General features: G+C 64.5%; 13 protein-coding genes and 1 tRNA gene. 10 read left to right on the top strand and 4 right to left on the bottom strand.

Annotated elements, in window-relative coordinates; all coding sequences use genetic code 11:
* The first annotated feature begins 49 nt into the window (after positions 1-49).
* Positions 50-2,026, top strand: coding sequence for a DUF7452 domain-containing protein (locus ACDC66_RS05315; protein ID WP_376695648.1), 1,977 nt, complete (start codon positions 50-52; stop codon positions 2,024-2,026).
* Positions 2,027-2,065: 39 nt separating this feature from the next.
* On the opposite strand, the gene ACDC66_RS05310 is transcribed toward ACDC66_RS05315, so the two are convergent.
* The gene (locus tag ACDC66_RS05310) at positions 2,066-2,503 is read right to left on the bottom strand and encodes a hypothetical protein (protein ID WP_376695647.1); all 438 of its coding nucleotides are present in this window, start codon (positions 2,501-2,503) and stop codon (positions 2,066-2,068) included.
* On the bottom strand, positions 2,500-3,081 hold the full coding sequence (locus ACDC66_RS05305) for a type VI secretion system tube protein Hcp (RefSeq protein WP_376695646.1): 582 nt from the start codon (positions 3,079-3,081) through the stop codon (positions 2,500-2,502). The genes ACDC66_RS05310 and ACDC66_RS05305 overlap by 4 nt, the downstream gene beginning before the upstream one ends.
* A 176-nt stretch (positions 3,082-3,257) precedes the next feature.
* Between ACDC66_RS05305 and ACDC66_RS05300 the strand changes: the two genes are divergently transcribed.
* From ACDC66_RS05300 to ACDC66_RS05285, 4 genes are all read left to right on the top strand, one after another.
* Positions 3,258-3,334, top strand: a tRNA-Met gene (locus ACDC66_RS05300).
* Between the two features lie 64 nt (positions 3,335-3,398).
* Positions 3,399-4,487 (top strand): 6-carboxytetrahydropterin synthase, encoded by a 1,089-nt coding sequence (locus ACDC66_RS05295; protein ID WP_376695645.1) that lies wholly within the window; start codon positions 3,399-3,401, stop codon positions 4,485-4,487.
* Positions 4,484-5,119, top strand: coding sequence for a 7-carboxy-7-deazaguanine synthase (gene queE / locus ACDC66_RS05290; RefSeq protein WP_376695644.1), 636 nt, complete (start codon positions 4,484-4,486; stop codon positions 5,117-5,119). Before ACDC66_RS05295 ends, queE begins: the two co-directional genes overlap by 4 nt.
* 105 nt (positions 5,120-5,224) lie before the next feature.
* Positions 5,225-5,731, top strand: a complete 507-nt coding sequence (locus tag ACDC66_RS05285; protein WP_376695643.1) for a helix-turn-helix transcriptional regulator — start codon at positions 5,225-5,227, stop codon at positions 5,729-5,731.
* Positions 5,732-5,749: 18 nt separating this feature from the next.
* Here ACDC66_RS05285 and ACDC66_RS05280 read toward each other — a convergent pair whose 3' ends face one another.
* Both ACDC66_RS05280 and fabA read right to left on the bottom strand, forming a co-directional pair.
* Positions 5,750-6,970 (bottom strand): beta-ketoacyl synthase N-terminal-like domain-containing protein, encoded by a 1,221-nt coding sequence (locus ACDC66_RS05280; RefSeq protein ID WP_376695642.1) that lies wholly within the window; start codon positions 6,968-6,970, stop codon positions 5,750-5,752.
* The gene (gene fabA, locus ACDC66_RS05275; RefSeq protein ID WP_376695641.1) at positions 6,967-7,494 is read right to left on the bottom strand and encodes a bifunctional 3-hydroxydecanoyl-ACP dehydratase/trans-2-decenoyl-ACP isomerase; all 528 of its coding nucleotides are present in this window, start codon (positions 7,492-7,494) and stop codon (positions 6,967-6,969) included. Before fabA ends, ACDC66_RS05280 begins: the two co-directional genes overlap by 4 nt.
* 160 nt (positions 7,495-7,654) lie before the next feature.
* On the opposite strand from fabA, the gene ACDC66_RS05270 reads away from it, so the two are divergent.
* The 5 genes from ACDC66_RS05270 (at position 7,655) to ACDC66_RS05250 (ending at position 14,664) form a co-directional block, all read left to right on the top strand.
* Entirely contained in the window at positions 7,655-8,245 is a 591-nt protein-coding gene (locus tag ACDC66_RS05270; protein WP_376695640.1) for a TetR/AcrR family transcriptional regulator, read from the top strand.
* 108 nt (positions 8,246-8,353) lie between these two features.
* Positions 8,354-9,481 carry an efflux RND transporter periplasmic adaptor subunit gene (locus ACDC66_RS05265; RefSeq protein ID WP_376695639.1) on the top strand — a complete coding sequence of 376 codons (1,128 nt, stop codon included), beginning with the start codon at positions 8,354-8,356 and terminating at the stop codon, positions 9,479-9,481.
* Positions 9,478-12,600: an efflux RND transporter permease subunit gene (locus ACDC66_RS05260; RefSeq protein WP_376695638.1), complete on the top strand. Its 3,123-nt coding sequence runs from the start codon at positions 9,478-9,480 to the stop codon at positions 12,598-12,600. Before ACDC66_RS05265 ends, ACDC66_RS05260 begins: the two co-directional genes overlap by 4 nt.
* Before the next feature lie 75 nt (positions 12,601-12,675).
* Complete coding sequence (locus ACDC66_RS05255; RefSeq protein WP_376695637.1) at positions 12,676-13,398, top strand: helix-turn-helix domain-containing protein; 723 nt, start codon at positions 12,676-12,678, stop codon at positions 13,396-13,398.
* A gap of 90 nt (positions 13,399-13,488) precedes the next feature.
* Positions 13,489-14,664, top strand: coding sequence for an alginate export family protein (locus tag ACDC66_RS05250; protein WP_376695636.1), 1,176 nt, complete (start codon positions 13,489-13,491; stop codon positions 14,662-14,664).
* Positions 14,665-14,711: the final 47 nt, after the last annotated feature.

The raw sequence follows: 14,711 nt of genomic DNA, 5'->3' as shown, positions 1-14,711 counted from the left end.
TTCGATCCCGGTTCGCCTATAAAAAGCAGAACAATTCAGGGAGATCGGCATGAAAGCAGCCATTCTTTTAACTGCGCTTGCCTTTGGCGCCGCCGCCCAGGCTGCCGTGCTGACCTGGCCCGGCGCCGCACCCTGCGACGGCACACTCCAATCCTGCGTTTTCACGGCCGGTCCTGGCGACGTTGTTCGCATTGCAGCCAACGATGTCGAAGAAAGTATCTCCGTCATCAACAAGTCGCTCACCCTGGAGGCCGCGGCGGGCTACCTGCCTCGATTTGTCGAGGACCACGAGATTATCGTCAACTTCACCGATGGGGGTAACCACACCACCAACATTCGTGGCCTGCGATTTGCCCGCGGACAGATCAATGTCTTTCACGACGACGGCGACGGCTCGATCGTCATCGAACGCAACCGCTTCGATTCCGGGCCGGACGGAGAGCCCGCTATCTGGATATCTTCGCATTCCGACGTGGCCGGTGCGGATCTCGACTACGCCGTTCGCTACAACACCATCTCCGACAGCCCCCCTCAATCGCACGGAACGATCCGCGTCAACGGCTGGAGCCCCGCCTCCGGCTGGATCCGGGGGAAAATTGAAGGCAACACGATCCGCGTCCGCGGCCCCAATGGCAAGGGCATCGCAGTGTACGACTACGAAGGCAGCGCCCACAGCACACGAATCTACGGCAATACCGTCGTAGGTGCCGTCGGCCGGGGCATTGATATCTACAATGGCGCCGCTGGCGGCAGCATCTGGGCCTATGTCTACTCCAACCTGGTGCACAACCCGCCTGCGGAGAGCCAGAAGGGCGACGGCATCGCGCTGTGGAGCTTCGGCGAGCCCGTCACCGGCTATATCACCAATAACACAGTGATCAACAAGGGCTATGCCCTGGCCCTGAGGGTCGGCGACGGCGGATCGACCACGGCCAATGTGGCCAACAACCTGATTGCCCACAATTTCAGCGCCTGGCTCGTCGCTGAAGAGGCCACGCTGGACGAACGCCACAATCTGTTCTTCGATAATGTCAGCGAGCCCGACAGCATCGATGCGACCTCGATCATGGCGGACCCACTGCTGCATCCCAATCTGCCCGGCAGACTGCGTGCGGGCTCGCCCGCCATCGACGCGGGAGACAATGTGGCAACCGGCGGGTTCCCGGCACTGGATGCTCGCGGCAACAGCCGTTACATCAGCGGCAGCGTCGACATCGGGGCATTCGAGTTCGGCGATCAATGGCTGCTGGTGCGTGACCCCGCTGGTGGAAACAACAATTTTGCCATCGACAATCCATCGCTCAATGACCAGCCCGGGCTTTATCCGCAGATCACCCAGGTTTGGAATCCCTACGGCCGGGGCGGTATCTACAACGATGCCAACGAGGGGCTCTACTATGGCAGTGGTTTCTGGCGAGTATTCAACGAATCGATCGGTGACGATATTCCGCAAGGCGCGGCTTTCGCCATTTTTGTCCCCGGTGACAGCCTTCAAGCCACCGCCCACTTCAACAACACCAGCCAAAGCACTACGCAGATCGACAAAGGGATAACCAACGACCACCCCAAGCGCCTGCTTGCCGTTTCACAGCACTGGAATCTGGATGACGCCCCCGGCACCTACAATGACCACCCGATCGGCGTACTCTACGCCGCCGGTCACTGGCGCATCGCTAATCTCGACATCGAGAACATCCCGGCTGGCGCCGATTTCACCCTGTTCGCCCAGGATCCCAGCCAGAACGCCTTCGAGCACATCGCCCGCGGCGCGAACATTTCGAACAATTGGACCTGGCTGCGTCACCCGCTGCTCGACGGCAACCCCTGCGCCCGCATGCAGGTCACTCAAAGTGCCGACCAGGGGGTTTTTAACGCCCACCCCATCGGCATCTGGTATGACGGCAGCCGCTGGGCGATCTTCAACCAGGACCAACTACCGATGCCCGAAAACGCCGCATTTCACGTGATCATCGACGGCGACAGTCAGGGCTGCGGCCTGTTCAGCGATCGCTTCGAAGGCCTGTAACGGCACATTGCAACTGTGCCGCCCCAGGGAGAAATGTACTCAGGACTGGGGAATCAGCAACTCGAATCCGTCGGCAAAAATCGGATCGGGCGGTTCGACCGGGCCGCCAGTGGGCGCGCCACCTCCGGCCGTTACGACGCATTCGCCCGGCAGGCAGGTCTCACGCGTGAGCGTGTCGAAGACGACCACACCGCCTTCGAGCTCGAACGTATCCGGCCATTCGGAAGGCAGCGCAAGTTCGAAAGGCCGGCAATCGCCACTACCAGGATCGTAGACAAGCAGGCCGGCGCCCTGTTGGGCAAAACAGTCGGCCAGGAGCGATTGCCAGGTCTGCTGGGTGCCGTCGGGCAGGAGAAAGACCGCCTCGACTGCAAGCCCTTCGAGCTTCTCGCCGTCGACTATGACGCGAACCGGGCCGGCGGCCACCTGGCCGCAGACCAGCAGGCCGGCGAGCGGTAAGCAGTACCGCTGTTTCACTCGGCGGAAACGGTTAGGAAGTTCCATGACGTGCTGAGCTCCCCACCCTTGGCGTCGATGTAGGTCCACTCGATTTTCTCGGCCACTAGAAATCCAAGGGATTCCTCGGCCGGCCCGTCACTGCCGGCATGCCACTCCTTGCGCTCCTCAACGAAGACGCTGCTCGCCAAGACCCGCCAGCGCTGAACGCTCTCACCGGTGCCGGGGTCCGCGCCCCAGCGCTCGATACGAATTTCCTGGCATTGCTTACCGGTGACGAGCGAGTCGACCAGCCCGATCGAGCTGCCCGATACGGGCTTGGCCACGCGGAAACTGTCGAGCGTGACCTTGCCGCCACCGCCGGAGCCGCCCAGCTCAATATTGTTGGCCACTCCGTGATGGAAAGAACTGATCTCGACGTAATCTTCCAGACCCTTGCGCGTCCCCTCCCCCTGGGTCAGGAGCGAGCCGCAAGTGGCTTGCATGACCAGGAAGTCCTGGGCCAGCAATGGCGAACTGAAAAACCCTGCCAGAATGACGAAAAGCCCCCCGCAAACAAGACCGCGGCATGCGGCCGAACCCTGCAACGACTTCCTCATGACAACGACGCCCGGTGGGATCGATCAAGTAAAGCACCGGCCAAGACGGAAGTCAATTAAAGTGCCCGGTAACGTGAACTCCATCACGGCATCTGGCTGCGTGCTGCACACCGCCAGAAAGCCGCCAAAGTCTTGACTTCAGGCGCCAAAAACAGAACAATACGCGGCTCGTTCGTGGCTACGTAGCTCAGTTGGTTAGAGCACAGCATTCATAATGCTGGTGTCGGTGGTTCAAGTCCACCCGTAGCCACCACTCTTCCCCAGTCGGCCCTCCTCCGTCCGACCGTGGCTGCTCCGGGCGCGACCCGCTCTCCAGCATGCATTCTCCGTCGCTTTTTGTCGTCGCCAGTCAGTCTTTCGAGGCCGCTCGGCAGCTGGATGACCCTGCGGGCCGGGGGACACTCCACGGTCACGGCTTCGAAGCGCGCATCGTGGCTCCGGCCGCGGCCTGCCGGCCGGGTTTTCGCGGGGACGAGACGGCATGGCTCCACAATCGCCTGGCGCAGAAAGTCGCAACGCTCGACTACAGCCTGCTCAATGATCGAATCCCGGAGCCCTGTGACGCAAGCGTTGCCGAGTGGCTGCTGGATCAATCCCGACTGGCAGGCACGGCCGGCCTGGCGCTGCAGAGCGCACCGGATCGCGGCGCGATCGTAAGGCCCGAGGGCTCGCGTCTTGCCTGGCAGCGCTTCCGCCTGGAAGCCGCCCACCGATTACCCAACGTACCCGCCGGTCACAAATGCGGCCGGATGCACGGGCACGGATTCGAAGTCGTTTTGTTCTCCGCCCTCGATCCGCAAGCCAATGCCCGGACTGTCCAGCAGGCCATTGCAGATGCCTGGAACCCGATCCACCGGCAACTTAACCTGGCCTGCCTCAACGACCTGCCAGGGCTGGAGAACCCCACCAGCGAAGTGCTGGCACAATGGATATGGCAAGGCCTCCGGGACACGCTGCCGGGCCTGTCGGGCGTGACCGTCATGGAAACGGCATCGGCCGGCTGCCACTTCGACGGCCAGGGCTGGCGCATCTGGAAGTCGATGTCCTTCGACAGCGCGGTCCGGCTCGCCCGGGCGCCGGAAGGCGATCCCCGGCGATTGATCCATGGCCACACGTTCACCACGCGCCTGCATCTTTCCGGCGGCCTCGACGAGGTCATGGGCTGGGTGTACGACTACGGCGACGTCAAGCACTGCTTCGATCCGGTCTTTCGCGCGCTCGATCATCATCCCCTTTACGAACATCCCGGCCTGTCCGACAACGGCCCGGCGTCGATTGCCGCCTATATCGATGCCGAAATGGCTTCGGAGTTGCCGGGACTGAGTCGCGTCGATGTGCTCGAAACCCCCGGATGCGGCGCGCTGCTTTGCCGCCAGCCGGACGACCGGGGGCTGCTCGTGCCATGACCTACTCCGTGCGCGAGATCTTTCATACGTTGCAGGGCGAGGGGCTCAACGCCGGCCGGCCGGCGGTGTTCCTGCGCTTTGCCGGCTGCAACCTCTGGTCGGGCCGCGAACAGCACCGGCACCTCGCCATCTGCCAGTTCTGCGATACCGAGTTCGTCGGCACGGGCGGGCCCGGCGGGGGCAAGTTCGCGGATGCCCAATCGCTCGCGGCCGCCGTCTCCCGGCGCTGGCCCCACAACGCATCGGGGCCCAGGCTCGTGGTGTGCACCGGCGGCGAACCGCTGCTGCAACTCGACGCAAGCGCCATCGAGGCCCTGCACGGTCAAGGCTTCGAGATCGCGGTGGAAACCAACGGCACTCTGCCGGCGCCGTCCGGCATCGACTGGCTATGCGTCAGCCCCAAGGCCGGCACCGACCTGGTCCTGACGAGAGGCGAAGAGCTCAAGCTGGTTTATCCGCAGGAGGGCCTCGAGCCGGGCGATCTTGAAGAACTCGACTTCAATCATTTCCTGCTGCAACCCATGGACGGCCCCGAGGTGGCAAAAAACACGCGCCTGGCCATCGACTACTGCATGCAGCACCCGCGGTGGCGGTTGAGCATTCAGACCCACAAGCTGCTCGGAATCGACTGAACGAGCGGCTTATCCTCGCGCGCCTGGACTCGCGCCGCCCCGCTCGAAGGTGTACCATCATCGGCCCGTTGTGATCCCGGCGCCTGACCGGTGGAGGCAAACACCGTGAGTTCGATCAACGAACTGGCGGATGCCATGCTGCGTTATCTTGTTTCAGCCGGCATCTCGCCGCGCGAACTGGCGCAGCAAACCCGGATACCGGCAGACCGCCTGGCTACCGACAACCCCGAACTATCGCCTTCCCAGATGGCGCAGCTGTGGCAGCTTGTCCAGGACCGGATGGGCTCGCAGCCGGGCTTCAGCGCGCGGGTTCGCGCGCTGATCGACCGGCAGCTTGAAAGCGGCCGGGCCCAGGTGGCGGTGATCGCCGACCAGCTCAGCATGAGCCGGCAGACCCTCTACAAGCGCCTCAAGGACGAAAACCAGACCTTCGAGGCCCTGCTCGATCAAGCGCGCCGCGAACAGGCCCTTGTCTTCCTACGCGATCGCCGGCACACGCTCACCGAGGTGGCCCACCAGCTGGGCTTTTCCGAACTGAGCGCATTCAGCCGTGCGTTCAAGCGCTGGATGGGGCAATCACCGGCACGCTTTCGTAACGCTCAGCCGAAATAGTTTCCCCCGGACGAGCCGTCATTCAGAAGCCGGGCGCTTGAAGACCAGGCTGGCATTGGTGCCGCCAAAGCCGAAGCTGTTGCTCATCACTACCGGCAAGTCGACATCGTCGCGGCGCTCGCGCACGATCGGGTAGCCCTCGGCCCTTTCATCGAGCCGCTCGATGTTGGCCGACGCCGCAATGAAACGACCGCGCTGCATCAGCAGGCAGTAAATGGCCTCGTGGACGCCGGCCGCGCCCAGGGCATGGCCGGTGAGCGGCTTGGTCGAACTCAGCGGCGGGATATCGCCGCCGAATACCTCGGCGAGGGATTCCAGCTCGACGATATCGCCGGCCGGCGTGCTGGTGCCGTGGGTGTTGACGTAGGCGACCGGCTGATCGAGGCCGGCCATCGCCTGGCGCATGCAGCGCCCCGCACCCTCGCCGCTGGGCTGGACCATGTCGGCACCGTCGGAGGTCGCCCCGAAGCCGCCGACCTCGGCAATGATCTCGGCACCGCGCTCGCGCGCGTGATCCAGCGATTCGAGTGCCAGCATGCCCGCCCCGCCGGAGATGACGAATCCGTCGCGGTCGGCATCGTAGGTTCGCGACGCGCGTTCGGGCGTATCGTTGTAACGTGTCGACAGCGCGCCCATGGCGTCGAACAGCATGCTCAGGCTCCAGTGCACGTCCTCGCCACCGCCGGCGAACATGATGTCCTGGCGTCCACAGGCGATCAGGTCGGCGGCATGCCCGATGGCGTGTGCGCTCGTCGCGCAGGCCGAGGTGATCCCATAGTTGACGCCGCGAATGCCATAGGCCGTGCTCAGGCAGGCATTGATCGAACTGCTCATTGTTTTGGGCACGCGAAACGGCCCCACCTTGCGGACACCGCGTTCGCGGTGAGTGTCGATCGCGTCGAGCAATTCCACACTGGAATTCCCGCCGGCGCCGGCGACCAGCCCGGTCCGATCCGATCGCACCTGGCGCTCATCCAGGCCGGAACCCTCGATCGCCTCGCGCATGGCCTGCCAGGCATAGCCGGCGGCCGGACACATGAACCGCCGGAGGCGGCGATCGATATGCGCCTCCAGATCAAAGTCGATCCCCCCGCAGACATGGCTGCGCAGCCCGGCCTCGCGCGCTTCGTCGCTGAACACCAGGCCGGAGCGACCCTGGCGCAGGGATTGATCGACCGCTTCGAGGCCAGAACCCAGGCTGGAGACAATGCCCATGCCCGTCACCACCACGCGCCTCATGACGTCGAACCTCCGAACGCTTCCATCGATGTGAACAGGCATACCTTGAGATCACGCGCGGTATAGATTTCACGATGGTCGACCGAAACCGTGCCATCGGCGACGGCCATCTCGAGGCCGCGCTGTATGACGCGCCGGATATCGAGCCGATAGCGAACCAGGCTGTTGTCGGGCAGCACCTGGCCGAAGAACTTCACCTGACCGACTCCCAGGGCGCGCCCACGGCCCTTGCCGCCGTTCCAGGCCAGAAAGAACCCGACCAGCTGCCACAACGCATCCAGGCCCAGGCAGCCAGGCATGACCGGGTCCCCCTCGAAATGACAACGAAAGAACCACAGGTTCGGATGCAGGTCGAACTCGGCCACCACCTCGCCGCGGCCGTAGGCACCACCGCTGTCGTTGATGCGGGTGATGCGATCGAACATCAGCATTTCATCGATGGGCAGCCGCATGTCGCCGTCAAACAGGCGGCCGTGCCCACAAGCGACCAGAGCCGCCTTGTCGTATTGGTCAGGTCGATCCATGAAGAGCCATTCGCGGTCGGAAAGCCCCCACTTTAACGAGCCGACCTGTCCCCCGCTTGACTCTGGGTGTCGTCTTCTTGACCGTTGGTCAAGTTGCTGCCCTTGACATTCGGCTCGACAACTCCTATAAGAAAGCAAGTGCTCACTTACATATACTGAGATGCGCAAGAGCGGTGAACAACGACGCGAGGAAATCGTACAGGCCGTGATCGACCTGGCCGCGGAGAACGATGGTGGCCAAATTACGGCCCAGGCCATTGCCGAGCGTGTCGGTATTGCCCAGCCGACAGTGTTTCGGCACTTCAAGACCCGCGATCGCATTCTCCAGGCGGTGATCGAATGGATCGCGCGCCATCTACTCGGCGTGGTCAGTTCGGTTGCCGCTGGTTCGGGACCGGCCGACGAGCGCCTGCGCCAGTTGCTCGAGCAGCAGCTTCACTTCATCTCCAAACACCGGGGCCTGCCGCGACTGCTGTTCTCCGAGCGCCTGCACCAGGAAAACGCCCAACTCAAGGGCGCGGTAAGCCGGATCATGGATGCCTACACCAGCACCGTTGCCGGCCTGCTGCGCGAAGGGATCGACAGCGGCGTGTTTCGCGCCGATCTCGACGCCGACGAGACCGCGCGCCTGATCCTGGCCATGATCCAGGGCCTGGTGATGCGCTGGTCCATCCACGACTTCCACTTCGAACTCCCGAACGAAGCCGCGGCACTGTGGCGGTTGCTGGAGCCCGCGCTGCTCAAGCCGTAAAAATTTTGACATGGGAGCGAGTAAGCACTTACTCGCAACTGTGAATACGATCGAACTGCATTCCCAATTGCCGCACAGCCCGCCGCAGCGCGAGGCCCGGAGACAGCCATGAAACTTCCCGCCAGACCTTCGCCCAAATCGCTGATCGGCCTCACCGTAGGGCTCGCCCTTGTCGCCTGGATCGGCTGGGCAACCGTCGTCAAATACCGCGAGACGGTCGATCCCGAGCCGACCCGAGCTGCCCCGCCGATTGCGGTGCGGGTAGAAAGCGTGACGCCACAATCGTTTTCCGTGCACCGAAGCTGGCGCGGCAGCATCGACGCGGACGAACGCGCGACGCTCTCGGCCCAGCTTACGGCCACGGTGCTGGAACTGCCTTACCGGGAAGGCCGGCGCGTGGCCGCCGGAGACACGGTCTTTCGCCTGGACGATGCCGAGCTGCAGGCCGAACGCGCACGCCTCGAGGCGGTGATCGAACGCGCCGGCGGCGAGCTCGAGAACGCACGCCGTGATCTCGAACGCCAGCGCGACCTGTTCGCCCGCGAACTCACCCCCGAGAAGCTGCTCGACGATGCCGCCCAGCGCGTCGACTCCCTGGCCGCGCAAAAGCGCGAGGCCGCGGCCAATCTGACGCTGGTCGAGACCCGGCTGGCGTACGCCACCGGCCGCGCGCCGTTTGCCGGCACCGTGCAACGCCTGCACGTCCAGCGCGGGGAACTGGCGCGCGCCGGTAGCCCGGTGCTCGAACTGGTTGCCGACCATTCGCTCAAGGCGGTGGTGCGCGTGGCCCAGACCGATATCGGTCATGTCCGCGAAGGACTGCCGGTGACCGTGGCGATACCCGCCCTCGATCGGGAATTACAGGGGCGGATAGACCGCATCTATCCCGCGCTGGACGATTCCACGCGCAATGCCACCATCGCCGTCATGCTGCCCGAACAAGCGGCCGGTATGAGCGTGGGCATGGCTGCCGTGGTCCATGCCCGCCTCGGAGCCTGGGAGAACGCCCTGACGTTGCCGGCCCAGGCCATCCACAGCGAACACGGGGCAAGCTGGGTCTATGTACCCGATGGCGAAAAGGCGCGGCGACGCGCGGTGCGAACGGGGCCCGGCGAAGATGGCCGAATTCTCATCGAAGCTGGGCTTGAAGCCGGTGAGCCTGTCATTCTGACCGCCGATCCGCGCCTGTCCGACGGGGTGCGCATCCACATTGAAAGCGGCGAGAGCGAATCATGAGCCGCTGGCCGCAATGGGTGCTCGACCACCGCCACACGGTGATCGCCCTGATCATTGCCGCCCTGGTGCTGGGGCTGCAGGCACGCTACGAACTGCCGGTGCGCCTGTTCCCCGACACCGATCCGCCGACGGTCACCGTCATCACGCAGTTTCCCGGCATGGCCGCGGCCGACGTGGACAACGACCTGACCCGGCTGCTGGAAGAAGAGTTCGCCAGCCTCGACGGCATCACCAGCATCAGTTCCAGCAGCCAGATCGGCCTGTCGGTGGTGCGCACGGAGTTCGACTTCCAAACCACCTCGGCGCTGGCCGCCGTCGATGTGCAGAACGCCATCGGACGCGTTCGCCAGGCGTTGCCGGACGGCATCGAAGAACCACAGGTGCTGGAATTCTCCACCGCCGACAAACCGATCGTGACCCTCGCACTGGTCTCCGGGGCATTACCCGTCGAGCAGGTGCGGGAGCTGGCCGACAACGCCGTGCGCGATCGGCTCGAGCGCGTGACGGGCGTAGCCGCGGTCGACATCTTCGGCGGGCACAAGCTCGAACTGCACGTGGCCATCGACCGCGATCAACTCGATGCCGCCGGCCTCGACACCGACCGGGTGATGGCCGCCCTCGATGACTGGAATCTGAGCGCGCCCGGCGGCCGCATCAACGAGGGCCGGCGCGAGGCGGTAGTGCGCTTTGACGCGCCCCTGGCTTCGGCCGAAGACGCCAAGAACATCGTGCTCAAGGCGGCCGACAGCCGTTTCGTACGCCTGGGCGACGTCGCCGAAGTGGAACTCGCTCCCGGCGAGCAGCGCTCGGCCTATCGCCACAACGGACGCCAGGCCATCGCCGTGCAGATCCTCAGGCGCGACGATGCCAATACTGTCGAGGTCGCCGCCGGCGTCCGCGAGGCGGTCGACGAACTGGCCAGGGAACTGCCCGAGATCGATCTGGTGATTGCCGACGACGACTCGGTCTTTACCGAAAAGGTCATCGACGACATGACCAACACAGTGTTGTTGGCCGTCGCCCTGACCATGATCGTCGTGCTGCTGTTTCTGACCAATTGGCGCCAGGCACTGATCATCGCGCTGTCGATTCCGGCCGCCTTCCTGAGCACCTTCATGCTGATGCAGATGGCGGGCCTGGATCTCAACATGGTCAGCATGTCGGCACTGATCCTGGCCATCGGCCTGCTGGTCGACGACGGCATCGTCATCCTCGAGAACATTCACCGTCACTTGAGCGAGCGTGATATCAGCAGTACCCGCGCGGCCATGGACGGCACCGGCGAGATTCTCGGCGCCAAGCTCGGTGGCTCACTCACGACCCTGGGCGTACTTGTCCCGTTGATTTTCATGGGCGGGTTCATCGGTGAGCTGTTCCGGCCACTGGCAATGACGCTGGCCTTCGCCCTGGCTTCGTCGTTCGTCATGGCCGTCACGCTCATTCCGCTGCTGGCGGTCTGGTGGCTCAAGCCCGCCGACCCCGACGCGTCGCCGGGACGCATCACCAGCGCCCTGGACGGGGCCATGCGGGCCACCCGCCACGGCTACCTGTCGGCGCTGTGGGCCGCGCTGCGCCATCCCGTCATCACGCTGGGTCTGGCCGCCCTTTTGCTGGTGGCGAGTTTCGGCATGCTGCGCCTGATCGGCAGCGAAATGCTGCCGCGTTTCGACTCGGGCAGCTTCCAGGTCATTGTCGACACGGTGCCGGGTACCCCGGTCGAGGAGACGATGGCGACCCTCGGCGTGGTCGAGGACGTACTGGTCGGCCGCGAAGAGGTGCTCGACGTCGGCATCCGCGTCGGTCACGAACCGGGGGGCCGTTCGATGGGTCAGCGCGGGGCGATGAACCCCAACCAGGCCGAGGTGACCGTGAGCCTCGTGCCGCGCACCGAGCGCGGGCCCAGCCAGTGGGAAATCATGGACGAGGTCCGCCGGGCCCTCGAACACACTCCGGGCGTGATGCTGGGCGTACCCAAGGAAATGGGCGGCACGGCGCGCAGCAGCACCGCCGCGCCCGTGGTGGTGCGCATCTCCGGCTACGACCCGGCCCGCCTCGACGAAACCGGCACCCGCCTGCTCGATCACCTGGCCGGCATTCCGGGCATGACTGACCTGTACAAGGACTGGTCACTGGATACTCCGGAAGTACGGGTTCATCTCAACGAGGACCGTGTCAGCGAGCTGGGCTTGAGCGCGCGTCGCACCGCCGCGGCGGTGCATCGTGCCATCGACGGTCATGTCGCCACCCGCTACCGACAGCCGCCGCGACGTGACCTGGACGTGGTGGTGCGCTACCGGCCCGAGCAGCGGGAGCAGATCGACGATCTCGAAAACATCGTCATTCGAACGCCAGCCGGCAGCGTGCCGCTGCGCGAGATCGCCTCGCTGGAGACGGCCAAGGGGCCGCGCATCCTCACCCGCGAGGACGGCCTGCGGACACTCGAGATTCTCGGCTACCACGACGGGCGGCCGTTGTCGGCGGTCGTTGCCGACGTGGGCGAACGCCTGGCCACCTTCGACCCGCCATCCGGCCTCGAAGTCACGCTGGTTGGCGAGCAGGAAGACTTCGGCGAGGCTCGCGCTCGCATGATGAATGCCCTGATGCTTTCGGCATTGGCCGTCTACCTGCTGCTGGTGGTGCAGTTCTCCAGCTTCGCCCATCCGATCACGATCATGGTGGCCGTACCCCTGCAATTCATCGGCGCGGCATCGGCCCTGCTGATCGCCGGAAAGTACGTTTCCATGTCGGCACTGCTGGGCATGATTCTGCTCGTCGGCATCGTGGTCAACAACTCGATCATCCTGCTTGACCTGGCGCGGCAGCGGGTGGCATCCGGCGCGAGCCCGGCACGGGCCGTCGGCGTGGCGGTGGCCACCCGCCTGCGCCCGATCCTGATGACCGCTTTGTCGACCATCGCCGGTATGCTGCCGCTGGCACTGGAGATGGCCGTCGGGGCCGAGCGTTTCTCGCCGATTGCCACGGTCATCATCGGCGGCATCATTACGGCCACCGTACTGACCATGGTGGTGGTGCCGACGCTGTTCGTATTGGTGCAACGTTTCACGCTGGGCCGAAGCCCCGGCAGGCCCTCGTCCGGCCGCCTTTCCGACCAATCTTGACATCGTCGTGATATCAACTGCATATGCTAGAGTGCATCGACAAAAGCGACCGCGTTTTCTAGGGGCTCAATGCCAGTGACCAATACCGCCTTCGACCTGGACCAGGTGCGGCGCCAGTGCGCACGTTGCGATCTCCGCGATCTCTGTCTCCCAGCGGGCCTGGAAAGCGCGGATGTCGACCGTGTCGACCAGATGGTCGCCGACCGAACCAGCCTCGCCGCCGGCGACACGCTCTATCACGCAGGATCCCCCTTCCGGGCGCTTTACGTGATCAAGTCGGGTGCGATCAAGTCGCAGCTGGTCTCCGAAGGCGGTGAACTGCAGGTTCTCGGTTTTCACCTGCCCGGCGAAATCATGGGCTTCGACGCGCTGGCCAGTGAACGCCACCAGTGCAGTGCCGAAGCGCTCGAGGCCTCCAGCGTCTGCCGACTTCCCTATGCCGAACTCGAGCGCATCAGCGCGGCCGTCCCCGGCCTTCAGCGCCAGTTCATGCGCCTGGTCAGCCGCGAGATCGGCGACGACCACGACCACATGGCCATGATGGGCCGCAACCAGGCCATCAGCCGACTGGCGCTTTTCCTGCACAGCCTGAGCAAGCGCCAGAGTCGTCTGGGACGCAGCCCGGATCAGTTGACGCTGAGCATGTCCCGGGCCGACCTCGCCAATTACCTCGGCCTCGTGCTCGAAACCGTCAGCCGCCTGTTTGGCCGCCTGCAAGAGATGGGGCTTATCGAAGTGCGCAGGCGTGAAGTCAAGATTCTCGACATGGCCGGACTCAAGGCGCTCGGCGACTGCTAGAAATTCCTGCCCCTCTTTGATGCGGGTCAAATACGACTTTGCAGATAACCGGGATACTGGCCCCATCATTGATGCCTCCGGGAGCCATTCATGTGTTCACCGATTCGATACTGCCTTGCCATCGCCCTGGCCCTGTCCGGCGCCACGGCGGCTGCCGAAACCGATCAGTGGCAACCCTCGCTCGACCTGCGCTACAGGCTCGAGCTGGTCGATGACGATCGCTTCGCCGAAGACGCGACCGCCTCGACCCTGCGCGCACGGATCGGCCTGGTCAGCCCCGACTGGTCCGGCTGGCAATTCGGCGTCACGGCCCACGCCAACCGCCATATCGGCAGCGAGGACTTCAACTCCACTGCCAACAGTCGCAGTGCTTATCCGGTCGTCGCCGACCCCGACGACGAAAACATCTCCGAGGCCTGGGTCGGCTACGCGCGGCCCGAGGGATTCACGATCCGCGCCGGCCGACAGCGGCTGATCGAGGACAACGTTCGCTTCCTGGGCAATGTCGGCTTCCGCCAGCTCGAACAGACCTTTGACGCCGTGACCGCCGGATTCGAGCCCGGCGACTGGCGCGTGGATCTGCGCTGGATCGACAAGGCCCATCGCATCTTCGGCCCCTCCAACCCGAACGATCTCCTGGCCGAGGCGGATCTGAACACCTGGATGGGCACCCTGTCCCGGCCCCTCGGAGAAAACACCCTGGCCGTATACGCCCAACGCATCGCCTTCGACGACCGCGCGGCCTCGCACCGCAATCTCGGCCTGCGCCTGACCGGCCCGTTACCCGGCGTACAGACGTTCAGCTATCGGCTCGAATTCGCCCGCCAGGACGGCATCCGCGAACTCGACGACGTCGACGGCCAGAACTACATCCATGCCCGTCTCGCCCAGAAACTGGAAGGCTGGCACTGGTTCGCCGGCCACGAACGGCTGGGCGGTGACGGTGATTATTCCTTCCAGACCCCACTGGCCACACTGCACGCCCACAACGGCTGGACGGATCAGTTCCTTGCCACCCCGGCGGACGGCCTGGTCGACACCTACGCGGCGGCCGGAACGCAACTGGGACAGTGGACCGCCCTGATCAAGCTGCACGACTTCCGCAGCGACCGGCGCTCACGCCAATACGGCCGAGAATACGGCCTGATGGTCAAACGCCCCCTGGTTGCCGGCCTCTCCTTCGAGGTCAAGGCCGCACAGTTCGACGGCGACGACAACCGCGCCGATGTGCAAAAGGTGTGGTTCACATTGAACGGAAACTGGTAGCGACTACTCGGCAGAGTTGCAGCACCACACCCGTTTCGAACATTCAA

It is taken from the genome of Wenzhouxiangella psychrophila (assembly GCF_042310375.1).
Lineage (GTDB): Bacteria > Pseudomonadota > Gammaproteobacteria > Xanthomonadales > Wenzhouxiangellaceae > Wenzhouxiangella.
Note: the sequence above shows the minus strand (reverse complement) of the source record. Positions and strands in the feature narration are given on the sequence as shown.

Coding starts and splice junctions, on each gene's coding strand:
- ACDC66_RS05295 (WP_376695645.1), top strand. CDS start 3,399: ATGCATTCTCCGTCGCTTTTTGTCGTCGCCAGTCAGTCTTTCGAGGCC.
- ACDC66_RS05315 (WP_376695648.1), top strand. CDS start 50: ATGAAAGCAGCCATTCTTTTAACTGCGCTTGCCTTTGGCGCCGCCGCC.
- ACDC66_RS05280 (WP_376695642.1), bottom strand. CDS start 6,970: ATGAGGCGCGTGGTGGTGACGGGCATGGGCATTGTCTCCAGCCTGGGT.
- fabA (WP_376695641.1), bottom strand. CDS start 7,494: ATGGATCGACCTGACCAATACGACAAGGCGGCTCTGGTCGCTTGTGGG.
- ACDC66_RS05260 (WP_376695638.1), top strand. CDS start 9,478: ATGAGCCGCTGGCCGCAATGGGTGCTCGACCACCGCCACACGGTGATC.
- ACDC66_RS05250 (WP_376695636.1), top strand. CDS start 13,489: ATGTGTTCACCGATTCGATACTGCCTTGCCATCGCCCTGGCCCTGTCC.
- ACDC66_RS05270 (WP_376695640.1), top strand. CDS start 7,655: ATGCGCAAGAGCGGTGAACAACGACGCGAGGAAATCGTACAGGCCGTG.
- ACDC66_RS05265 (WP_376695639.1), top strand. CDS start 8,354: ATGAAACTTCCCGCCAGACCTTCGCCCAAATCGCTGATCGGCCTCACC.
- ACDC66_RS05305 (WP_376695646.1), bottom strand. CDS start 3,081: ATGAGGAAGTCGTTGCAGGGTTCGGCCGCATGCCGCGGTCTTGTTTGC.
- queE (WP_376695644.1), top strand. CDS start 4,484: ATGACCTACTCCGTGCGCGAGATCTTTCATACGTTGCAGGGCGAGGGG.